The 22,527-nt window shown below is 46.2% G+C and carries 22 protein-coding genes; 12 read left to right on the forward strand and 10 right to left on the reverse strand.

Going from position 1 to position 22,527, the window contains the following annotated elements:
- Complete coding sequence (locus tag BM292_RS01430) at positions 1–1,080, forward strand: AI-2E family transporter (protein WP_092854576.1); 1,080 nt, start codon at positions 1–3, stop codon at positions 1,078–1,080.
- On the opposite strand, the gene bcp is transcribed toward BM292_RS01430, so the two are convergent.
- Positions 1,077–1,547 carry a thioredoxin-dependent thiol peroxidase gene (bcp, locus tag BM292_RS01435; RefSeq protein ID WP_092854578.1) on the reverse strand — a complete coding sequence of 157 codons (471 nt, stop codon included), beginning with the start codon at positions 1,545–1,547 and terminating at the stop codon, positions 1,077–1,079. The genes BM292_RS01430 and bcp overlap by 4 nt on opposite strands.
- 146 nt (positions 1,548–1,693) lie before the next feature.
- Between bcp and dapA the strand changes: the two genes are divergently transcribed.
- Genes dapA through purC form a run of 3 tightly spaced genes read left to right on the forward strand, consistent with a single transcriptional unit; the run spans position 1,694 to position 4,398 of the window.
- Positions 1,694–2,569, forward strand: coding sequence for a 4-hydroxy-tetrahydrodipicolinate synthase (gene dapA, locus BM292_RS01440; protein ID WP_092854580.1), 876 nt, complete (start codon positions 1,694–1,696; stop codon positions 2,567–2,569).
- Positions 2,570–2,581: 12 nt separating this feature from the next.
- A complete protein-coding gene (bamC, locus tag BM292_RS01445; RefSeq protein WP_092854582.1) occupies positions 2,582–3,640 on the forward strand; it encodes an NlpB/DapX family lipoprotein in 1,059 nt (352 codons plus the stop codon).
- 44 nt (positions 3,641–3,684) lie between these two features.
- Entirely contained in the window at positions 3,685–4,398 is a 714-nt protein-coding gene (purC, locus tag BM292_RS01450; RefSeq protein WP_092854584.1) for a phosphoribosylaminoimidazolesuccinocarboxamide synthase, read from the forward strand.
- On the opposite strand, the gene BM292_RS01455 is transcribed toward purC, so the two are convergent.
- From BM292_RS01455 to BM292_RS01470, 4 genes are read right to left on the reverse strand one after another with little or no spacing between them, the layout of a single operon-like run.
- Positions 4,395–4,547 carry a DUF2897 family protein gene (locus tag BM292_RS01455; RefSeq protein WP_092854586.1) on the reverse strand — a complete coding sequence of 51 codons (153 nt, stop codon included), beginning with the start codon at positions 4,545–4,547 and terminating at the stop codon, positions 4,395–4,397. The two genes, purC and BM292_RS01455, sit on opposite strands and share 4 nt — an antisense overlap.
- Positions 4,535–5,251 carry a M15 family metallopeptidase gene (locus BM292_RS01460; protein WP_092854588.1) on the reverse strand — a complete coding sequence of 239 codons (717 nt, stop codon included), beginning with the start codon at positions 5,249–5,251 and terminating at the stop codon, positions 4,535–4,537. Before BM292_RS01460 ends, BM292_RS01455 begins: the two co-directional genes overlap by 13 nt.
- Positions 5,245–6,369, reverse strand: a complete 1,125-nt coding sequence (gene dapE, locus BM292_RS01465) for a succinyl-diaminopimelate desuccinylase (protein WP_218151665.1) — start codon at positions 6,367–6,369, stop codon at positions 5,245–5,247. Before dapE ends, BM292_RS01460 begins: the two co-directional genes overlap by 7 nt.
- A complete protein-coding gene (locus BM292_RS01470) occupies positions 6,369–6,722 on the reverse strand; it encodes an arsenate reductase (protein WP_092854592.1) in 354 nt (117 codons plus the stop codon). The genes dapE and BM292_RS01470 overlap by 1 nt, the downstream gene beginning before the upstream one ends.
- Before the next feature lie 248 nt (positions 6,723–6,970).
- On the opposite strand from BM292_RS01470, the gene yfbV reads away from it, so the two are divergent.
- Entirely contained in the window at positions 6,971–7,378 is a 408-nt protein-coding gene (yfbV, locus tag BM292_RS01475; protein ID WP_092854594.1) for a terminus macrodomain insulation protein YfbV, read from the forward strand.
- Positions 7,379–7,402: 24 nt separating this feature from the next.
- Here yfbV and xthA read toward each other — a convergent pair whose 3' ends face one another.
- Positions 7,403–8,212 (reverse strand): exodeoxyribonuclease III, encoded by an 810-nt coding sequence (gene xthA, locus BM292_RS01480; protein WP_092854596.1) that lies wholly within the window; start codon positions 8,210–8,212, stop codon positions 7,403–7,405.
- A 166-nt stretch (positions 8,213–8,378) separates the two neighbouring features.
- Between xthA and BM292_RS01485 the strand changes: the two genes are divergently transcribed.
- The 5 genes from BM292_RS01485 to BM292_RS01505 are packed head-to-tail and all read left to right on the forward strand — an operon-like array spanning position 8,379 to position 13,665.
- On the forward strand, positions 8,379–9,446 hold the full coding sequence (locus BM292_RS01485) for a patatin-like phospholipase family protein (protein ID WP_092854598.1): 1,068 nt from the start codon (positions 8,379–8,381) through the stop codon (positions 9,444–9,446).
- A 50-nt stretch (positions 9,447–9,496) separates the two neighbouring features.
- Entirely contained in the window at positions 9,497–10,579 is a 1,083-nt protein-coding gene (gene hemH / locus BM292_RS01490; RefSeq protein ID WP_092854600.1) for a ferrochelatase, read from the forward strand.
- Positions 10,572–10,796, forward strand: a complete 225-nt coding sequence (locus BM292_RS01495; RefSeq protein WP_092854602.1) for a hypothetical protein — start codon at positions 10,572–10,574, stop codon at positions 10,794–10,796. Before hemH ends, BM292_RS01495 begins: the two co-directional genes overlap by 8 nt.
- On the forward strand, positions 10,793–12,259 hold the full coding sequence (locus tag BM292_RS01500) for a phospholipase D family protein (RefSeq protein ID WP_092854604.1): 1,467 nt from the start codon (positions 10,793–10,795) through the stop codon (positions 12,257–12,259). The genes BM292_RS01495 and BM292_RS01500 overlap by 4 nt, the downstream gene beginning before the upstream one ends.
- 50 nt (positions 12,260–12,309) lie before the next feature.
- On the forward strand, positions 12,310–13,665 hold the full coding sequence (locus tag BM292_RS01505) for an MBL fold metallo-hydrolase RNA specificity domain-containing protein (RefSeq protein WP_092854606.1): 1,356 nt from the start codon (positions 12,310–12,312) through the stop codon (positions 13,663–13,665).
- A 20-nt stretch (positions 13,666–13,685) separates the two neighbouring features.
- Here the strand turns inward: BM292_RS01505 and BM292_RS01510 are convergent, their stop codons facing one another.
- Positions 13,686–15,047, reverse strand: a complete 1,362-nt coding sequence (locus tag BM292_RS01510; protein WP_092854608.1) for an SLC13 family permease — start codon at positions 15,045–15,047, stop codon at positions 13,686–13,688.
- A gap of 113 nt (positions 15,048–15,160) precedes the next feature.
- Here BM292_RS01510 and BM292_RS01515 point away from each other — a divergent pair, with 113 nt between their 5' ends.
- Positions 15,161–17,188 (forward strand): BCCT family transporter, encoded by a 2,028-nt coding sequence (locus tag BM292_RS01515; RefSeq protein WP_092854610.1) that lies wholly within the window; start codon positions 15,161–15,163, stop codon positions 17,186–17,188.
- Here the strand turns inward: BM292_RS01515 and BM292_RS01520 are convergent, their stop codons facing one another.
- The 3 genes from BM292_RS01520 to BM292_RS01530 form a co-directional block, all read right to left on the reverse strand.
- A complete protein-coding gene (locus BM292_RS01520) occupies positions 17,189–20,341 on the reverse strand; it encodes a bifunctional diguanylate cyclase/phosphodiesterase (RefSeq protein ID WP_092854612.1) in 3,153 nt (1,050 codons plus the stop codon). It abuts the gene before it with no gap.
- Positions 20,342–20,410: 69 nt separating this feature from the next.
- Positions 20,411–20,863: a GNAT family N-acetyltransferase gene (locus BM292_RS01525; protein WP_092854614.1), complete on the reverse strand. Its 453-nt coding sequence runs from the start codon at positions 20,861–20,863 to the stop codon at positions 20,411–20,413.
- Positions 20,863–21,447 carry a YceI family protein gene (locus tag BM292_RS01530; RefSeq protein WP_092854616.1) on the reverse strand — a complete coding sequence of 195 codons (585 nt, stop codon included), beginning with the start codon at positions 21,445–21,447 and terminating at the stop codon, positions 20,863–20,865. The genes BM292_RS01525 and BM292_RS01530 overlap by 1 nt, the downstream gene beginning before the upstream one ends.
- 128 nt (positions 21,448–21,575) lie before the next feature.
- Here BM292_RS01530 and BM292_RS01535 point away from each other — a divergent pair, with 128 nt between their 5' ends.
- Positions 21,576–22,460, forward strand: coding sequence for a mechanosensitive ion channel domain-containing protein (locus BM292_RS01535; protein WP_092854618.1), 885 nt, complete (start codon positions 21,576–21,578; stop codon positions 22,458–22,460).
- Positions 22,461–22,527 lie beyond the last annotated feature (67 nt).

A 22,527-nucleotide genomic window follows, 5' to 3' on the forward strand; every position in this document is an offset into this window, starting at 1 on the left:
ATGTTTGATTACTTAAAGCAATGGTACAACCGCAAGTTTTCAGATCCTGATGCGGTGACCTTGTTTTTACTGTTATTGACTACGTTTGCGCTGATTATTTTGTTCAGCGATATCTTAGCGCCGATTTTGGTGGCGCTGGTACTCGCCTATTTATTGGAGTGGCCAGTACAACGTTTAGAGCGAGCGGGGATGCCGCGACTGAGTGCGGTGGGTATCGTGTTTTTAAGTTTTGTCGCGCTGAACGTCGTGTTATTGCTGTTCCTCGCTCCAGTTATTTGGCAACAATCCGTTGCATTAATTGGCGAATTGCCGCAAATGTTTGGGCAAGTTAAGGTCCTTCTTAACCGGCTGCCCGAAATGTTTCCTGAATATATTAGTCAAGCCAATATAAATACGTTTATCGAGACAACAACGTCACGCGCTCTATTGTTTGGTGAAACGATATTGGGCGAATCTTTATCACGAATTGTCGGCATCATGGCGTTGCTAATTTATCTGATTGTGGTGCCGTTGCTCGTGTTCTTTATGTTGAAAGATAAGCATCAATTATTGCGCCACGTAAGTCGTATTTTACCGAGCAACCGTCGACTCATCGCTCAGGTAAGCGATGAAATGAACATGCAGATTATGAATTATATTCGTGGTAAGGCAGTCGAAGTTGTTGTCGTTGGGGTGTTTACCTATTTGTGCTTTGCCTTTTTTGACTTGCGGTATGCGGTATTGCTCGCGGTACTGGTCGGCTTCTCAGTATTGATTCCTTACATTGGCGCTGCTGTTGTGACATTGCCCGTATTTTTGGTTGCACTGTTTCAATTTGGTTGGACCGGAATGTTTGCTTGGGTCATGATTGTATATCTCATTATCCAAGCGCTGGATGGTAACTTACTCGTGCCATTGCTGTTCTCAGAAGTGGTGAACTTAAATCCGGTCTATATTATTGCGGCAGTGCTGGTGTTTGGTGGGCTCTGGGGTTTTTGGGGCGTATTTTTTGCAATTCCATTGGCAAGCTTGGTAAAAGCAGTGATTACTGCGTTATCTTCCAAGCCAGAGCCAACGGAATTAAGTCATGACAAAGCTTAAGCGTCGGCTAAATAATCCAATACGACTTGATGATGATCTTTCGTTTTGAAGTTATCAAAAACGTGAGCAATCTGGCCGTCTTGATTAATTAAAAAGCTAATACGATGCAAACCATCATATTCACGACCCATGAACTTTTTCAGGCCCCAGACGCCAAAAGCTTCAGCGACTTGGTGGTCGACGTCGCTAAGCAGCGTGAAGTTAAGCTGATCGCGTTCGGTGAATTTAGCGAGCCGTTTCGGTTCATCGGTGCTGATACCGACAACTTGCACATTGTGCTCTTGAAGTTGTTGTTGATGGTCACGAAGTTGTTGGGCTTGCACCGTACAACCTGGCGTCATCGCTTTCGGGTAAAAATAAACAAGAACACGACCTTGCTTGAGTAGGTCAGCAAGTGCTACGGACTGCTCATTCGCATCAAGTAAGGTAAATTGAGGTGCTTTATCGCCTGCTTTTAAAGTATTCATAATCGCTCCGTTCCATCGCGTGTGAATATTTATATACGAGGCAAACATGATAAAAGATGCATGGGATTGAAGCAAAGCCTGTGCCAGCCTTGTCATTAGCCAGCGGTAAAAGTACCATGAGCTACACATAAAATATTGGGGGCAATATGCTAACAGGTAGTATCGTCGCGCTCGTGACGCCGTTTACTCAGCAAGGTAACGTTGATTTTAACGCTCTTGAAGGGCTCGTTAACTGGCACTGTGAAGCGGGAACTGACGCGATTGTGGCGATGGGAACAACGGGTGAGTCTGCCACCATGAGCCACGAAGAACACATTATGGTGGTTGCTGCGGTGGCGGAAATTGCGGATGGCCGTATTTCGGTGATTGCAGGTAATGGTTCGAACGCGACGGCTGAAGCAGTCATGTTGACCGAACGTATGAGTAGTTTCCCAATCCAAGGCTTCTTAAACGTTAACCCATATTATAATAAACCCTCACAACGGGGCTTATTGGCGCATTATAAAGCATGTGCTGAAGCTTCAGATTTACCGCAATTGTTATATAACGTGCCGGGGCGCACAGCCTCTGACATACTGCCAGAACAAGTTGCTGAGCTGGCACAAATTCCCAATATTGTGGGTATTAAAGAGGCCACAGGTGATATTACGCGGGTCGAACAACTGCGCAAACTTTGCGGTGAAGATTTTATTTTGTTAAGCGGTGATGACCCAACTGGTTGTGAATTCATGCTACTTGGTGGTCAAGGCGTGATTAGCGTTACCGCCAATATTGCCCCAGAAAAAATGAAAGCGATGGTAGTCGCAGCAACGGCAGGCGATGCCGCCACAGCAAAGGCAATTGATGCTGAATTGGCGAGTCTTCATGAAATGCTATTTGTTCAAGCAAACCCGATTCCAGTGAAGTGGGCACTCGCACAAATGGGTAAATTAGACGCGAATTACCGCTTACCTATGACCGAGCCGGAACTTCCGCAGCAACAACATATCGAACAAACATTAAAACAAGCAGGTTTAATCTAAAGCGGAGTAATAATGAGAGTTAATTTATTGGTACTAGCAGGGGCTGCCACTGTACTTGCTAGTGCATGTACGTTTACCCCAAAACAACAAGCTGAAGGCAAGTTTGAGTACACTGACCTGACTGCCGAGAGTGCTATTCAACCTGCACCGAATAAGCAATTACCAGAGCCAACCAATCGTTATACGGTGCCGGATGTGCAAGGTTCAGGGCCCATCGGTACAGCAGTGCCGATTTTAGCCCCGAAACTAGTTTGGCCAGTCGCCGACGGCAGTCGAGTTGAAGAGGCTGAAGATCAAGTTCGCGTGTATTTTGATGAACTCGATGGCATGTCTGATATTGAACAATATGTATGGCAGGGGGCATTACAAGCTTTGCGAATGCGCAATATTGCAGTAACTGAGCAAGTTGACCGAAAGCTTATTCAAACCGATTGGGTTACTGAAACTTTTGTTTACGGTGAAGATGAAGAAGAAGTAAACATTCGTCGCCGCTTCGAGCTCAAGTTCGACACCGCCGAGCATGGCCGAACAACTGCAGTAAGTAGTGCTGTTGTTGAACGAGACTTGAGCGCGGTCGATACCGTTGAAATTGAAAATAGTTATCTTCAGTTCCGTGACCGTGATGCCGCCACGTCGGTGTTAAATATGGTTGTGAGTGAAATTGCAATGACCCAACAAACTGGCGTTGCTGACCTTGATGATGAAGGTGCCGTGCTTGTTGACATGGGCTTTGATGAAGATGGCTATGCAAGTTTCATCATGGGTGCGAGCTTCAGCTATACATGGGCGCTAATGCAGGATGTTTTGCCTGAGCTAGGCTTTGAAGTTGATGACTTTAACCGTGAAAATGGCCGTTATTATGTCACTTATGAATTTGAGGAATCGTTCTGGGGTGGTAGCTCTGAAGGTAAATTAGACTTATCTGAAGGGGCTTATGAAGTGAAGGTAACCGGTGATGCAAAACGCACTTCAATTACTATCTTCCGTGATAGAACACCACTAAGTGCTGATGAGGTGATGCAAATTTTTGCACCATTTGCTGCTGAAATTCGCACCCAAAGTGGCATATAATATCGCCAATTTAAATCGCTAACTGTTCGGAGATATAGCTGCTCATGGAAAAACGTACTGAATTATATCGGGGTAAGGCCAAAACCGTATTTACGACGGACAACCCCGAGCGGTTAATTCTTCAGTTCCGCAACGACACCTCAGCCTTTGATGGTGAGAAAGTTGAGCAGCTGGATCGCAAAGGTATGGTGAATAACAAGTTTAACAACTTCATCATGGCAAAACTTGAAGCGTCAGGTATTCCTACGCAGTTAGATAAAGTACTGAGCGATACGGAAACGCTGGTTAAAAAGCTAGCGATGATTCCAGTTGAATGTGTCATTCGTAACTACGCCGCAGGTTCGTTAGTGCGCCGTTTAGGTGTCACTGAAGGTCAAGAATTGAATCCACCGACATTCGAGCAATTTTTGAAAAATGATGCGCTACATGATCCGATGATCAACGAATCATTAGCAATCAGCTTCGGTTGGGCAACTGCTGAACAACTAGCACAAATGAAAGAACTAACGTTCAAAGTAAACGACGTTCTGAAAAAGCTATTCGACGATGCTGGTATGCTCTTGGTTGATTTTAAACTCGAGTTTGGTGTGGACGGCGACGGTAACATTGTTTTGGGCGACGAATTTAGCCCAGATGGTTGCCGCTTATGGGATAAAGAAACCCGTAAAAAGTTAGATAAAGACCGTTTCCGTCAAGGTTTGGGCGGCGTTGTTGAAGCCTACGAAGAAGTCGCGGCGCGCTTGGGCGTTCCGCTTTAATCATCGCGCCAATCATCGTCCTCTAAGTCATCTTGATGCCGTTGCTGTTTATCTTTCAGCGACGGCATTTTTATATGAGCTGTGTGTTTGAGCAACATTAAATTACCCACGATAATGCCCACGGCAAGTAAAATCATTAACCAAACCATATGTCACCTGAAGTGATATCTGCATTGCAGATGCTGTCAATATAACGGTGTTTAATTTCGGCCAACTGTTCCATGACGTAATCGCTTCCTGCTACCTCATGACGAATGAGAACTTCAGCTAACTGATTTACGTTTACTTCGGCGTGTGCCTGATTCGCTAAATGTTGGTGACTTAAATGCCATGGTTCCACTGCGACGCCACCTTGATAGCGTGCATACGGGAAGAAAAAACCGAAGTCGCGAGCATGTTTTAGCAACCATTGATGTAATGCATAACAAGGTCCGGTCTCTTGATACTCGGAAGGGATGAGTTGGAGTTGACGTTCGCCACTGCTAAATGGGGTCGGGTCATAAATGTCAAAATCGGTACCCCAATGATGGCGAGATGCGCCTGGCAATGCCGACCAAGTCAGTATTGCTTCAATTTTTTCCCCAATTGATAGCTGTGTCGAATCGAGTTGCTCGCCGCGATCGTTATAAAGCGGTGCTTCACCGTTAAATTTACGGTTCCAAATCTGCCGCTGGCGCTCGAAATCGCGAAATGCAGAAGCAATTGCTATATTGATTCCATCATTCAGCGCTGCAGAACGCATCGCGATATAGGCCTGGGCGACAGGCTCTTGCAATCGCACACCGTTGCGCTCACCTGAAACGTGACTGGTGTGACTGTCGTGAATGCCGTAGAGCTGCTCAATAGTTAGCATAAGAGGTTCTCAAGGATTTTTTCATACACGCGGGTCAAGGTTTCTAAATCGTCTTCTGCAACGCATTCATTGACTTTATGTATGGTTGCATTGACTGGGCCTAACTCGATAACTTGAGCCCCAGTTGGCGCAATAAAGCGACCATCTGAGGTCCCTCCAGCAGTTGATAACTCAGGAAGTCGACCGGTAAACTCAGCAATCGCCTTTACTGTCGCATCAACCAACTCGCCAGAATCCGTTAAAAACGGCTCGCCATTTAACTTCCAAGTCAACGAGTAGTCAAGTTCATGCTGTTCGACAATATCGATGACACGTTGTTTCAGTTGCTCGGAGGTCGATTCAGTGCTGAAGCGGAAGTTAAACTGTACATGCATTTCGCCGGGGATGACGTTACCAGCTCCGGTGCCTGCATGAATATTTGAAACCTGAAAGCTCGTCGGTGGAAATGAACTATTGCCATTATCCCAATGCGATTGCGCTAATGCTGCAAGAGCAGGGGCCGCCAAATGAATCGGATTCTCCGCTAAATGCGGGTAAGCAACATGGCCTTGAATACCAAAAACGGTTAAGTCGCCCGTTAAACTGCCGCGCCGACCGTTTTTAACGACATCACCGAGTTCTGCGGTACTTGACGGCTCTCCGACTAAGCACCAAGTTATTTTTTCCTCACGAGCCTCCAACGTTTCAATCACTTTTGGAGTGCCGTTGATAAATGGGCCTTCCTCGTCGCTGGTGATTAAAAACGCAATACTGCCTTGATGATCTGGGTGGTTAGCTACGAACCGCTCCGTTGCAACGACCATAGCAGCTAAGCTACCTTTCATGTCAGCGGCACCGCGGCCATAGATATAACCATCTTTTCGAGTGGCTGAAAACGGCGGGTAAACCCACGCGTGTTCTGCTCCTGCCGGCACCACATCCGTATGACCAGCGAAACAAAAAACCGGGCCTTCAGAGCCGCGACGTGCCCATAGATTCGTTGTGTCCTCGAATACCATCGACTCAAGTTGAAATCCGAGCCGCGCTAAACGTTCGCCAATCAATTCTTGGCAGCCTTCATCATTCGGCGTGACCGATGCGCGTTTAATTAGTTCACACGTTAGTGCAATAGTATCCACTACGCTTGCTCCAAGGCAGCTTGCCACTGTTTATCATTAAAGCCCGCACATAAAGTGCCATGACAATCTAGAAGTGGTCGCTTCATCAAGGTGGGGTGTTGTTGTAATAATTTGATAGCATCGGCATTGCTGGCAATATGCTGTTGCGCTGCACTAAGTTCGCGCCACGCTGTACTGCGCTTATTAATTACTTTTTCGACACCCAACTGTTCAAGCCACGCCTGAATAATAGTTGGTTGAACCGGTTCAGCACGGACATCATGAAAATCAAATGGTACAGACTGTTGTTCCAGCCATTTGCGCGCCTTGCGAACGGTATCGCAATTGGGAATACCATAAACTTTTATACTCATTAGCTGATTATCTCTCGCGGTTGTTACATCTGTAACTGCATTGTGACAAAGCCGCTGTGAATTCTCCACAATTTATGTGGATAACTCTGTGAGTTAGCTGCATTGAAGTTTGTAAGTGTATGAATATTAAGGTATTGACGTGGTGATTGAATTCCGTACAGTTAGCGTGAAAAGAAACTGGATATTAGCTATTGGATATTAGATATTAGAAAGGAAACTTCGAATGACGATTAACGATTAACGCTCTTATGAATTTATTTAAGTTACTGAAAGATGGTCAACACTACGCCAGCATTTGGCCTCGCCATGCAGTTGTTGCGGCGATGACCGAAACTCGTGTCGTGCCGGCGGTACAATTTGCAGCACGCTGGATGCCAGCGCTTGCGGTGATAAACCTGGCTGTACAGTGGCAGTGGCAAGGACAATTATTGGTTCCACAGGCGTTAGTCACTTCATTGTTTTTATTATCGTTACCGTTTCAAGGATGGTATTGGCTTGGGCGGCGCGCTAATACGAAATTAGATCCGCGTTTGCGGCATTGGTATGGTGATTTGGCGAAAAAGCTGAAAGTGCAACCGCATGCGCAACCCACGTATATGCACTTAGCTAAAATCTTAAGAAAAGCATTGCAAGAATTGCCGCCTGACGAACATTAATCGACGCCTGGCGGCAAGCATTCTTTAGATTGAGAACGAGCTCCATATCGGAGCATGGTCTGAAGGTTTTTCGATACCGCGCAATTCATAATCGATGCCGACATCGTTACAAACCGCGGCTAGTTTTTGTGTCGCTAAAATCAGGTCGATGCGCAGGCCGCGATTATCATCAAAGCCGCGTGAGCGATAATCAAACCAGCTATATTGATCGGTCACGTCTGGGTTTATTTGACGATAAGTATCAATTAAGCCCCAATCCAGTAGGGTATTCAGCCAAACGCGTTCTTCTGGTAAAAAGCTACATTTGCCGGTGCGCAACCAACGCTTGGCGTTATCTTCACCAATGCCGATGTCGCAGTCTTGATGCGAGATGTTCATGTCTCCCATGACAATCACAGCTTGTTCGCTATCTAATTCATTGTTCAAGTAAGCCATTAAATCACTATAGAACTTTTCTTTGGCTGGAAACTTTAACGGATGGTCACGACTTTCCCCTTGCGGAAAGTAACCATTTAATACCCGCACGCGCTCACCGTTATCAGTTATGTAGTCACCCATAATCATTCGGCGTTGCGCCTCTTCGCCATCGTTGGGGAAGCCGAAAGTTGGATTTTCCAACGGCTTTTTACTTAGCAGTGCAACCCCATAATGGCCTTTTTGACCATGATAAATTACGTGATAACCCAGTGCTTCAACATCTGCGAGAGGAAATTGTTCATCGTGAACTTTAGTTTCTTGTAGTCCAATGACATCTGGTTGGTGCTTTTGAATGAGCGCTTCGAGCTGATGTAAGCGAGCGCGAATACCATTAATGTTGAATGAAATGACTTTCATTTTTTCTCTCTTGTCTTCATTTGGAACAATATTAACAACGAAAGTTAGGCCAGAGCGGCAAGCATATCAGATTGCCACAATCGAGGCGACAATAGCTGTTTCATACCTGCTTTTTCGATATACTCAGGTCTTATAAAACGTTGTACGAAAAAGGAATACAGACATCATGACCACCGATTGGTTAACCATTAAAGCGGGACGCGACGCTTGGTTGCAGATTCAAGATAACGGCCTTAAAGCCGATGATATCGGCTTATTGCTAGGTGCCTCTGGTGGTCCGAAGTGGTTTGTATTACAGGGGATTGATCGCTATTTATTTGGTGAGTTTTTCCAACAACGGTCAAAGCCTCTCGACATGTTGGGCACGTCGGCAGGGGCATGGCGCTTTGCCAGTCTTGGGCAAACCGATCCGATTGCCGCGAGTGACTTGTTTTGCCAACTTTACCGGCAGCAGACTTATAGTGAAAAGCCTGATGTTCGTGAAATCACTGATGAAGCGATTAAGCTACTTCATGAGTATGTACCCGATGCTGCGGTGAATGATATTTTGCAACAGTCGCAATATCGACATCACTGGATAGTGACGCGTTGCCGCGGTTTTAGTGGCACTAATGGTCGCCGACAAATTGCTGGCTTACTGGGCTCGGCCGCGGCCAATGCGATTAGTCGAAAGCACCTTGGTCGATTTTATGATCGCGTCATCATGCATCATCCGCTATCAACTGTCGAATTTGCTCAGAAATGGCAGGATATTCCAACCTTTACGGTACCGCTTAGCACTGAAAACTTTAAGCAGGCGTTATTGGCGACAGGATCAATTCCAATGGTACTTGAAGGTGTAAAAGATATTCATGGTGCCCCACCAGGGATGTATCGTGATGGTGGGATTACCGACTATCACTTTGATCTTGATCTCAGTGCGGTCGATGGTTTGGTGCTATATCCGCATTTTTATCACCAAGTTGTTCCTGGATGGTTTGATAAAAGTTTGAAATGGCGTCGAACTCAAGGCAAACAGTGGCCGAATGTGATCCTAATGTCACCATCACCCGAATTCATTGCATCGTTACCGTACGGTAAGATTCCAGATCGAACTGATTTTGCGAAATTGAGTGTTGAAGAGCGGTTTAAATATTGGCAGCAGGCTGTTGAACACGGACATCGTATGGCCGATCAACTGCGCGAGTGGATTGAGTCAGGTAAAATTCGCCAAAAAATACAGTTGTGGACTTAAGCTCGTCAAATAAGATATCGACGCTTAGTTATATCAATGGAGTAGCAACAATGCGTTATCAAGGTAGTCCAAAGTTTAGTCATGCCCAGACCGATAAAATTGGTGTGCTTATTACCAATTTAGGCACCCCAGATGAGCCAACGACGCCGGCGTTACGTCGCTATTTGCGTGAGTTTTTGTCCGACCCAAGAGTAGTTGAAGTACCACGATTGCTGTGGTGGTTGATACTTAACGGTATTATTTTACGAATTCGTCCGCGGCGTTCGGCAGCGGCCTACAAAACAGTATGGACCGAACGGGGTTCACCGTTAATGTTCCATACGCAAGACCAGCAGCAGGCATTACAGCAAAAGCTCGCAGAGCGATACGGGGACGACGTTGTGGTGGAATATGCCATGCGCTATGGCAACCCGTCGATTGCCTCTGGATTACAAAGGCTCTTTGATGCTGGCGCTCGTAAACTGGTTGTATTACCACTTTATCCGCAGTATTCAGCGGCCACCACGGGGTCTACGTTCGATGCGGTTAGCCATGATTTTTCACGCCGCCGTTGGTTACCTGACTTTCGTTTTGTTGGACATTATCACGACGAACCAAAGTATATTGCTGCCGTTGTTGCCAGTATTCAAAAGTTTTGGGAAACCCATGGTAAACCAGAAAAGCTGATTTTGAGCTATCACGGGGTACCGTTGAGATACTTGCATGAAGGTGACCCGTATCATTGTGAATGCCATAAAACCTCGCGGTTAATCGCTGAGCAACTTGGGCTTGAAAAGCACGAATATATGACCACTTTTCAGTCACGTTTCGGTCGTGAAGAGTGGCTACAACCGTATACAGATGCTACTTTAAAAGCATTACCAGAACAGGGTATTAAACGCATTCACGTGGTTTGTCCTGGTTTTAGCGCAGACTGTTTAGAAACTATTGAAGAAATTGGCGAAGAAAACCGCGAGTATTTCATGGAAGCGGGTGGTAAGGAGTATGCCTACATTCCTGCGTTAAATGCAGAACCCGCGCATATTGATGCGCTAGCGGAAATCGTTGAGAAGCAGTTACACGGCTGGCAGTTAACGCACGATGAAGCGCAACGCGCTGAACGTGCTAAGCAACTGGAGGTGAAGCATGAATGAGCAAAAAGATACAGTCGATGCTGACCAGAATGAAAACCAGAGCCATGTCAAAACCGAAGAAGAGCACGAGCGTGAGCGCGTTTTTCAAATTTCGGCAAATCGCGGTCGCTCGCGACACAAACTGCGCTATGTAGAGAGCTCAGTTAGTGATACCGGCGACTGTCGTTTGTGTGTTGGTGCGTTGAGTCCAGAACAGGAAGAAAACGATAAATCATGACCGAGGCGCCAGCTGGTCGATTCGCCGCAGCGATAAGTCCGTTATTAGCCAAGCATCCAAATCAAAGTGGCGTATTACCGCTGGTTAAAGCTCGCGAAGCATTTGCGGCTCGGGTGGTATTAGCTCGCCACGCACAATTTTCCCTAGATATTCAATATTATATTTGGCGCAACGACCGCACTGGAACCTTATTATTTGAGGCGCTTCATGAAGCCGCTGATCGTGGCGTCAAAGTGCGTCTGCTGCTTGATGATCACAATACAGCTGGACTAGATGCGGTACTCATTGGTCTGCAGAGCCATCCAAATATTGAAGTTCGCCTGTATAACCCACTGAAATTACGCCGCCCCAGATTCTTAAATTATCTATTCGATTTTATGCGGGTGAACCGCCGCATGCACAACAAGGCCTTTATTGCAGATCAGCAGATATTAATAAGCGGTGGTCGCAATATTGGCGATGAATATTTCGCCGCGCATGATGATGTCGTGTTTGCTGATCTTGATGCGGTGATGGTGGGGCCGGTTGTGCAACAAGCTCAGCAAGAGTTTGAGAAATATTGGGGGAGCGTTTCAGCCGTGCCTTTGGCGCACTTGTTTGCCCTTGCTAAACCACAAAGTTTATCCTCATTAGAGCGACGTGCGAGCGTTATTGAAGCTGATCCAAATGCTCGACAATACATCGATGCCATCAAAGCATTACCTTTTGTACAAGACTTTTTAACCCAGAAGCTTGAGTTTGTATGGGCGCATGTCAGTTTGATGTCAGATAGTCCAACCAAGACGCTTGGTTTGGCTAAGCAGCAGCACTTGCTCGCGTTTCAGCTTCAACAGGCTATCGGTCATCCCAAGCAATGTGTACGATTGGTTTCACCTTATTTTGTACCAACCAAAACCGGTGTAGAGCAACTGAGTCAATTAGCTGCCGATGGCGTTGATATTACGATATTAACCAATGCCCTAGAAGCGACAGACGTAGCCGTTGTGCATGCCGGGTATGCGAAGTGGCGTAAAGCACTAATTTCGGCTGGAATAAAATTGTATGAAGTGCAAAAGGTATCGCCGTTGGCGCGCAAACAAGAGCGTAAACTCAGGCGTCAGCGCTTGAAGGGGAAAGAGCGTTTTGGTAGTTCCGCATCGAGTTTGCATGCGAAAACCTTTAGTGTTGATCAAGAGCGGGTCTTTTTGGGCTCGTTCAACTTTGATCCGCGCTCGATTGCACTCAACACCGAACTAGGGTTTATTATTCATAGCCCTGCGCTGGCAGAAAAAATTGATAAAGCTTTTCGTGATACGGTACCTAATTATGCGTATCGCGTTGATCTTGATGATCAAGGTAAGCTGTTTTGGGAAGAACGACTAGGGCCACGTGTTACCCGCTATAACAACGAGCCTGGAGTATCGTGGTGGCGACGCTTAGGTATGAGAACTTTGGCGTTATTACCAATCGATTGGTTATTGTAAGAGTGACAAGTGATTCACTTGGCATATGAGTTAGCAAACAGGAGTCGTCTATGCATTTAACCTTTCTTGGTGGTTGTGAAACGGTTACTGGTTCAAAGTATTTACTTGAAACAGACACCACTCGCGTGTTGGTCGACTGTGGTATGTACCAAGGCTACAAGTGGCTACGTCGTCGTAATTGGCAACCATTACCAATGGGTATTCAAGATGTTGATGCGATAGTGTTGACACATGCTCACCTTGATCATTCTGGGTTTATTCCGGTGCTGTACAAACATGGCTATCGTGGCCCCGTATTCACCCACCATGCAACCGCAAGATTATGCGGATTACTCTGGCCGGATAGTGGCAAAATTCAAGAAGAAGACGCAAAGTTTTATGGTCGCCATAAATTGAGTCGACATGAGAATCCTGAACCTCTGTATGACGAAGCAACGGCTGAGGCAGCATTGAATTTACTTCAGCCAATTGATTTTAAACAACAGTTTGCGGTGGGGGACATTGAATTTTCGTTGCATCCGATGGGACATATTCTTGGCGCTGCCAGCATTGTAGCTGAGCATCAAGGTAAACGTATCGGCTTTAGCGGAGATATCGGTCGTCCACATGATATTTTAATGAAAGCGCCCGAGCCGATGCCACCGGTTGATATTCTATTAGTCGAATCAACCTATGGTGATCGTCGTCACGAAACCGGTGACCCATGGCAACAACTTGCCGATGTGGTGAATGAGACGGCTGCCAGCGGTGGAGTGCTGCTGATTCCAAGTTTTGCAGTTGGTCGTGCACAATTATTGCAACACATGTTGGTGACTTTAATGGCAGAACGCAAAATACCGCGCATGCCAATATTTCTAGATAGTCCAATGGCAATAAAAGCGTCAGATATTTATGGCGACTTTCATCAATTTCATCGGTTAACAGCAGCGCAATGCCAAGCCGCAGAGCAACAGATCATTTATACGCCTCATGTTGAAGATTCCAAGGCTATCGCGAAACAAACTGGACCGCATATCATTATTGCTGGCAGCGGCATGGCCACTGGTGGACGTATATTGCACCATTTCAAACATTGGTTGGCTGATCATCGAGCGACGGTACTGTTTTCGGGGCACCAAGCAGGTGGAACGCGTGGTGCAAAAATGGAGCAGGGCGTAGAGCGCATTAAAGTTCACGGCGAGTGGCTGCAGGTAAAAGCAAGAATTCGCCGACTTGATGGGTTGTCTGGTCACGCAGATTATGAGGAAATTGGTGATTGGTTACACAGCTCGCCACTACCGCCGGATTTGCAAGTGTACTTGGTTCACGGCGAACCTGATTCTTTAGAGGCCATGTCCGATTATCTCAAACAAACGACGTCTTATGACGTGAATATTGCCGATTATATGGGTGTTATTCATTTTTAAATGAACAACACCCATGTGAACTAAACCAACAGGACCACAACGGCGGTGGTAATCACCGCCATAATCACGTTTAACACCATACCTTCGCGCACCATCATTTTGATAGTGAGACGCTCTGATGCAAATACAATGGAGTTTGGTGGTGTCGCTACGGGTAAGCAGAAGGCGCAACTGCAAGCAATAGCAGCAGGTATCATGAGTAACTCAGGTGGTAGATTTAACGCCCCGGCAGCCGCTGCCAACACTGGCATTAATAACGTCGCCGTAGCGGTGTTTGAGGTAACTTCGGTAAGAAAACTGACCGAAATGGCAAGTAAAAACACCAATAACCAAGTCGGTACGCCCGTAAAGCCAATCAAGCTATCGCCAATAATTTGACTTAAGCCACTGCTAACGAAGCCTTGCGCTAATGCAATACCACCAGCGAATAGCAACAATATGCCCCAAGGAATCGACACAGCATCGCGCCATTCCAGTAACGGCACGCCTTCTTTATCGTGCCAAATGAACAATGCCAGAACGCCCATGAATGCCACAGTTGCATCTCCCATGCCGCCTAGCCCTAGTGTTTCAGTCCAACCACCAAACGGTGCAGTTCGAGTCATCCATAAAATAATCACAACACCAAAAATTAACAGCACACGTTTTTCGGCACTTCGCATGGGGCCACTTTCGGCAATCACGAGATGAGCCGAAGATGTTAAGCCGCGGGTTAACCACCACGCCATGACTGGAATGCCAATAATGACCAACGGTAAACCGATTTGCATCCAACGCATAAAGCCGAAACTTGTTCCCGTGTAACTCTCATAAACCGATGCGAAAATTAGATTCGGTGGTGTGCCGATCAGGGTCGCGATACCGCCAACTGAGGCAGAGTAGGCGAGCCCCAGTAGCAGCGCGCGCTGAAATTTGTGGTCAGGACTCGCGTCGGCTAGCGCGAGTGCGACCGGTAACAAAGCAAGCACGGCTGCGGTATTTGAGATCCACATCGATAAAAAAGCAGTAGCTATCATAAAGGCAAAAATCATGCGGCGGGCACTGCGGTTACCGAATTTACGCACTAAACCTAGTGCGATTCGTTTGTGTACACCGCTTAATTCAACAGCTTTGGCGAGCATAAACGCTGCCATAAACAACAAAATAATTGGATTACCAAGCGCCGCCGATACTTCGTTTACGTTGGCTATTCCGCCAAGAGGTAACAATACGAATGGCAGTAATGAAGTAACCGGTAGCGACACGGTTTCAGTAATCCACCACCACGCAACCCACACCGTGGTTGCCAGTGTCCATGCTGCGGCACTTGGCATGTCGAACATAAAATGTGTGAGTGAATAGGACAACACTGCGGCAGCAGGTCCTGCAATACGATGCAACATAGAGAATAGCGCTCCAGAGATTTTCAAAATAGGCTATCAGAGTTGTGGCAAATTTGAAATTTTTCCTCTGAACGCATAGGGTTAAATAACAAAAGCAAAAGGAGTTAGTGCGCATGTCTACGAAAAAGGCGAAATGGAACTCTGCAATTTTAGTACCGGTATTTGTACCAGCTGTAGCCGTTATTGCATTGTTAGTGATTGGTACGTTGAGTAGCCCAGAACTTGCCGGAGAACTTTTTAGCGACGTCTTAGCATGGATAACCACCGATTTCGGTTGGTTCTACATGTTAGCGGTTGCGATCTTTCTGGTATTTATTGTGGTGGTCGCAATATCGAAATGGGGGCGCATTAAGTTAGGCCCTGACCACGCTGAGCCCGAATACAGCTTTCCAGCTTGGTTCGCGATGTTATTTTCTGCTGGTTACGGTATCGCATTACTGTTTTTTGGGGTGGCTGAGCCGGTGCTTCATTATGCAAGCCCGCCTGTTGGCGCTGCGCAAACGGTTGATTCTGCCAAACAAGCGATGCAGATTGCCTATTTCCACTGGGGTTTCCACATTTGGGCTATTTATGGCTTAGTAGGTCTCGTGCTTGCCTATTTCTCGTTTCGACATGGTTTGCCATTGTCGATGCGCTCAACACTCTATCCAATGATTGGTGAGAAAATTCACGGCCCAGCAGGACACGCCGTTGATACCTTTGCCATTTTGGGAACAATGTTCGGTATCGCAACCACGCTCGGATTATCAGTCATTCAAATCAACGCTGGATTGAATTATCTATGGCCGGAAATTCCAATCAGTACTGCGGTGCAGCTTATCGCTATTACCGTCATCACCGTCTTTGCGATTATGTCAGTAGTAGCCGGCTTGGATAAGGGCGTGAAGCGCCTGTCATACGTCAACATGGTGTTGGTGCTATTTATTTTGCTGTTTGTGTTTTTTGCCGGACCGACGGTACATATTCTCGAGACATACTTACAGAACACCGGTTCTTATCTGAACAATATTGTGGAGCGGACTTTTAATCTTCAAGCTTATTCACGCAGTGACTGGATTGGCAATTGGACGCTCTTTATATTTGGATGGACAATCGCATGGGCGCCGTTTGTCGGGCTCTTTATTGCGAAAATTAGTCGTGGCCGCACGATTCGCCAGTTCGTGTTTGGCGTGATGTTTGTGCCGACCATGTTTACCTTTTTCTGGTTTAGTGTGTTTGGTGATACCGCTCTCAATATGATTATGAACGAGGGCTACACAACACTCATTAGCGAAGTTCAAAACGACGAAGCCATTGCGCTGTTTAAGCTTTATGAGCGCCTGCCATGGACGAATATCCTGTCGTTTGCGACTGTTATTTTAATCGTAACGTTTTTCGTGACCTCATCTGACTCTGGCTCATTGGTCATAGATTCTCTCGCTTCCGGTGGCATTGCTGAAACGCCAGTTTGGCAACGCGTTTTTTGGGCAAGTGCAGAGGGCGTTGTAGCGGGCGTATTATTATTAGCCGGCGGTCTTGGTGCACTGCAAACCGCATCAATAGCTAGTGCCTTACCATTCGCGGTGATCATATTAATTGCTGCCTTTGGTATGTGGCGCGCGCTGGTTATTGAGGGGCACCAATATGCAAGTTTAAAAACAGCCATGCGTACGCATCGACGCGGTGTTCATGCAGGTCCTACATATTGGAAAAAGCGTTTAGCCGGAGTTGTTGATTTTCCACGCCAAACCGAAGTACGTGAATTTGTTGAGCACACGGTTATGGAGTGTCTTGGCGATGTCGCGAGAGAGCTTGGCGATAAACAATGGGTGACCGAGACTTCATTCGATGCCGATCACGTACGCGCTATTTTGACGATTCGTCGCCAAGATGAAGTCGATTTTAGCTACGAAGTGCGTATGCGCGCATACCAGCGTCCGCAGTTTGCTATGTCAGATAAACGAGACAAACGAGAAACAGAATATTATCGTGCTGAGGTGTTTTTGCGCCAAGGTGGGCAAGCTTATGACTTATATGGATATGAGCCGAATGACATTATCAATGACGTGATCAATCAGTTCGAGAACTATTTGCAGTTTATGCATATCTCTCCGGGAAGTCTGCCGTGGGATCTCGAACAGCATGACGATGACCTGAAATAGTTAAATCAGGTCACTGTTCTGCAGAAAAATTAATAAATCGGTCAGTGGCATTGGGCGGGCAAAGTAATAGCCTTGCCCATAGCCACAGCCAAATTGTTTTAAGATGGCAATCTGCTCTTTTGTTTCAACACCTTCAGCTATCACTTCAAGGCCTACCTGAGAGGCCATATTGATGATGCCTTGCGTAATAACCTGATCGCTTAAAGAATGGTCGAGCTCTTTAATGAATGCGCGGTCAATTTTCAGCTTGGTCACCGGTAAGGTTTTCAAGTAACTGAGCCCAGAAAACCCAGTACCAAAGTCATCAATTGCAACACGAACGCCACGCTCACGTAAACGCTCGAGTACATTAATTGCATTATCGGTATTTTCCATCAGAATGCTTTCCGTGAGTTCCAGCTCGAGCATATCTGGTGGTGTTTGCGTGTCGTTTAAAACCTTCTCAATTTGCTCAAAAAAGTTGGCGCGATGGAACTGTAATGCCGATAAGTTCACAGCTACTCGCTGAACACCGGCCTGCTGAAGCTTATGCAAATCCGTACAAGCTTGCTTCAAGGCCCATGCGCCGGCAGGAATAATTTGCCCTGTGGCTTCCGCCAGCGGAATGAACTCAACTGGTGAAATGGCTGTGCCATCGTTCAATGTCCAGCGCATCAGTGCCTCTACCGAGACAATTTTGCCTGTACTGAAGTCAATAATAGGCTGGTAATACAATTGCAAGGCTTCGTTATCAATCGCTTGTTGTAACTGACTTCGCAGAATAATGTCAGAAGCGGACATCGATTTACGCTGTTTATTATAAAACTGCCAGTGATTTCGCCCTTGTTGTTTTGCCTGAGACATGGCGACATCGGCTTGTTGAATCAAACTTAGCGCGTCTTTATCAGTCGATTTATAAACGGTAACACCGATACTTGCCGTCAGATATATTTTTTGTTTACCGACGGTGTAGGGCTCATCGATAAAGTTCATTATTTCAGCTACAACAGCTTCAAGCTGAGCCATCGAATGGCAACGATTGGTTGCCAACACAAATTCATCACCACCGAAGCGAGCCAGAATATCGGGCTGTTTGACGTGATGTTGCAATCGTGCAGCAACTTGCTGCAGAATTTCATCACCAACTTGCAAGCCAAGACTATCATTCACTGGCTTAAATCCATCTAAGTCGATAAATAACACAGCCAATATCTGTTCCGATGGTTTTCTCTGTTGTTGGTGAACGAATTGAGTTAAGCAGCTCTCGAACGCGGCGCGATTATACAGGCCGGTTAGTCCGTCATGTCGAGCTTGATAATTCAGTTGTTCTTCTTGTTCTTTTATTTGGGTAATGTCGCGGCCGATACCGAACGTACCTAATACTTTGCCACCGATAATGATCGGCAAATTAGTGATATCAAAAATTTTTCTTAGTTTGTTTTGATACGTAATGACTTCAGCCTCATAGCGTTGGCTTTGCCCGGTTTGAATAATTTCAGTGAATATCGGAAGAATTCGAGCAAACTCATTGTCGTCTAGAAATGCATTGAAATGCATATTGAGTAGTTGTTCTCGACTCACTTCAACTTGTTGGCAAAACGCGTCATTTACATGGGTAAATTTACCCTCACAGTCGAGCGAGAAAACTGGATCTGGATGCTGACTAAATAAGCTACGATAACGTTGCTCATTGACGGTGAGTTCTTGGCGTTGTTTGCGCAAATGTTTTTGAGTGAGCGCAATTCTACTGCTGTGATGACGAAGTGCTCGGTTTTGTTCGAACATCAGCACAAATGCAAGACTAAATAACAATCCTAAACTGACAATAGCCGTACGCATATTGGCGGCATAGGAAAGGTCTTTAAAGTCATATAACGTTGCGTGGAGTTTTAATTCAGGCCCAAAAGGTATCGATAGAATGGTGGAGGCGAGCGCGAGCTCATTTTCATGAGTGTGTTTATCTGCTTCGAAGCTACGTTCGGCCTGATCAGAGAGTCTGGTATAGACCTTAATACTTTCGTTCGTGAGCCGCGTAGCAGGGTTCATCATTTGGTTTAAGTTGAATACCGCTAATAAATAGCGCATATCATCAACAACATCGGCAATCGGTAAAATCATCAAGGCGACAGCAGGGGACTCAGCCTGCATAAACTGTAGTTCAGGAATTATGAAATTAATTTCAACATGATGTTCAACTAACCAATGCTGTACTTCGGGGATTGCCATAACCTCTAAACTGGGCATATGACTATCCGGACGATCCTCCGTCCACAACGTACGTTTATTCGAATCAAGCGCAGATAAACTCAATAAGTGAGGAATATCGCGAAGATATGCCTGCACGTCAGACCGGCGATCAAATTGAAATCCGTTGCCAGCCGCTTTTTCCCACCGTTCGGTCATCCGTTGCATTAACTGCACATTCACCATTGCCATGGTGGTGCGAGCATTCGCTAAGCGCACAACTTCGCGTTCAGCTTGTTGTTGAATTTCTTTTAGGCTGGAATAGCCCATGAAATACCAAGCTGCGCTGGTGAAGCAAACTGCGACAAAACCAATCGCCATGGCCTGTTTACCCGGCAATGATGAACTAAAACGCTCTTGCCGCGACAGTAAGTTGTAGCCGACACCGATAAACAGCAAGAGTACGGCAGCTACGCTGGTGATATCGGGATGAGGCCCGAGCAACATAAAACCATTTGGGTCAACATGTAGGACTAACATGATTGCTGCGGCAATTGTTACCACAGTTGACGTCACGCGCATCCAAATGCGTTGTACGGGGTGCTTCGGGTTCATCCCCAGCATGACGCCAAGGACTATGAACAGAAGTATCATGGGTGAATACAGCGCGGCTTCGTATTCAGCAAGCCAAGACATAAACAAAATGTCATGTAGGCTGGTGTTCACTAATAAACTATGAAGAGCAGCAAGGATAATAATGCCAGCTCCGAACCATTGGATGAATCGACGTTTGAAGAGTAAGCCTGCGGTGGCAAGGCTGATCGCGATGCAGATCAGTGAGGAATTATTCGACAACATGCGTTCAAACAAGCTTTGCGGCTCGACGATCGCATTCATGACGAGGCCGAGCGCACCAATTGTGAAGGTCGCTACGAGGGTTGTGAATAATGTTGCCGAAACAACAAATGGATTGATCCGAATTTTCGACAAAGGACTTCGTGCCTTAAATTTTTTGATTAATTATTATGAAGTCACTATATGAAAGAATTAATCGTACCGTCAACAGGCTTTCATCTGCATGAATAGACGGTGTTGCCCTGGTCCCATAAAATCGTTGATTTGTTTGATTTTTTCGAAACCTAGCTGATGATACAAATGAACCGCACCATGGTTATTCGGTGAAACCGTGAGTGCTATTTTGGAAAATGAATTGGGCTGATTGCCAACGTTTGTAAGTAATGCCTTCATTAATTTCGACCCTACGCCTTCACCACGCGCCGATTCAGCGACTAATAGCGACATGACCCACAATGAATTGTCGGCACCTGGAGCTGCTAAGACATAACCGACGATGACATCATCCCTTGCGGCGATAAGCAGCCACTGCGGCCATTGCGCAAGCGCTTGGTAGAATAACGGGGCGGGATAGCCCTCGTCAGCATATGTACTGCTTTCGAGGGCAGCTAATGACTCAATATCGGCGGCAATGGCCGGGCGAATATGAATGGTCATTATTGTGTGAATTGCACACTAAAGGTAACAGGTACGCTGTAATCGATGCGCGATAGACCAGCAATTTCACGCAGTTTATCGACACCGGCAACGAGACTAAAAGCTTTTGTATCAATAATCACAGGTTGCGTGGTCGTTGCTAAAAAGCGATCGGTAGCAAGACGAGTTAATTGCAGATAAGCACTTAACGTTTCACTCTCACCGGCGATGTACACATCAAGTTCAACGGCAAGCGGTACCGATTCGCCCACAGCCATGGCCATTAACACATCATCTTCCAATGTTGCGGTTGCGGTCACGACAGAATACTCGCTGGATTGGAATACATGTTCGAGCATGCGTTCGTTGCGAATTGGAATTTGCGTGTCGAGGCTTACGACAGGTATTTCGATGCTGACGCGGTTGTCGTTCCATGTCCCCTGTAAATCGGTAAACCGATGCGTTTCAGCCACATGATTATTTTTTACAGAGACAAAATTGAGAACGGAGTTGTCGCTGTCGAGTTGCCATGTGTCGGCATTGACCGAAGTGGTAAATAATGCGGCTGTACACATGCTTGCAAACAAAATATTTTTAATAGACATACAGTTACTCCTCCTGTTGGGCTATAAAAGATAGCATATACATCATTTTTACTCGAGATGCAGACGGAATATTTACGAAACTGGTGTAAGATATCCGTCATAAAAAATAAAAACTAATTAGGTATGTTATGTATACGGATACATTGACAAATTTGTTTAACGAATTTCAGTTTTCGGAACAATTATTGCGGCCGGTTATCGCCACCTTGATACTGGTGACAGCGATAGTCATTATCCGTGCGATCTTGTCAAAATTCATTCGTAAGAGCGTTCGCTCGACCGATTTGCGCCGTCGTTGGTTTGTTCAAACTCGTAATGCGTTATTACTACTCATGGTTGTCGGGCTGATGCTCATTTGGGCCGAAGAACTACGTACGCTCGCATTAGGAATTGTTGCCATCGCCGTAGCTTTTGTGGTGGCGACCAAAGAGCTCATTATGTGTTTGACCGGGAGCTTAGTAAAATCGGGCGGTAGCGCTTTTAGCATTGGCGATAGAATTCAAATCAAAGATTTTCGCGGTGATGTGATTGACCAAAATTTGTTAACGACAACTATTTTAGAGGTAGGGCCGGGCAAATTTTCGCATCAGCGTACGGGACGTATGATAGCCATTCCAAACTCGTTGTTTGTCTCTGAGCCGGTCGTGAACGAGAGTTACACGCATGATTTTGTGCTGCATGTTTTTACCGTACCGTTTAAACGCGAAGATAATTGGCATGCGGCACAGCAAGCGCTGCTTGAATCTGCTAATCGCCATTGTGCCGACTATGTTGAGCAAGCTCGACGGTATATGCAACGCATGAGTGATCACCGTGGCATTGATGTTCCATCAGCTGATCCACGTGTAACCATCTCGGTTCCAGCGGCAGGCGAAATTCACCTTATCGTTCGGTTCCCATGCAAGTCCGGAATGCGTAGCTTCATGGAACAATCTATTCTCAATGATGTGTTTCAGCACAATGACTTTACTCCGAGCACCAAGCAACTCAAATCGGAAGTACCGACGCAGTAGGGATCCCTCCACCAGATAAATCAAGCGAATTAGCGAATGTTATATTGCCTTTCGCTGCAGAGCTTTC

Origin of the sequence: Pseudidiomarina tainanensis (assembly GCF_900115255.1) — a bacterium.
In the GTDB taxonomy this organism is placed as follows: Bacteria; Pseudomonadota; Gammaproteobacteria; order Enterobacterales; family Alteromonadaceae; genus Pseudidiomarina; species Pseudidiomarina tainanensis.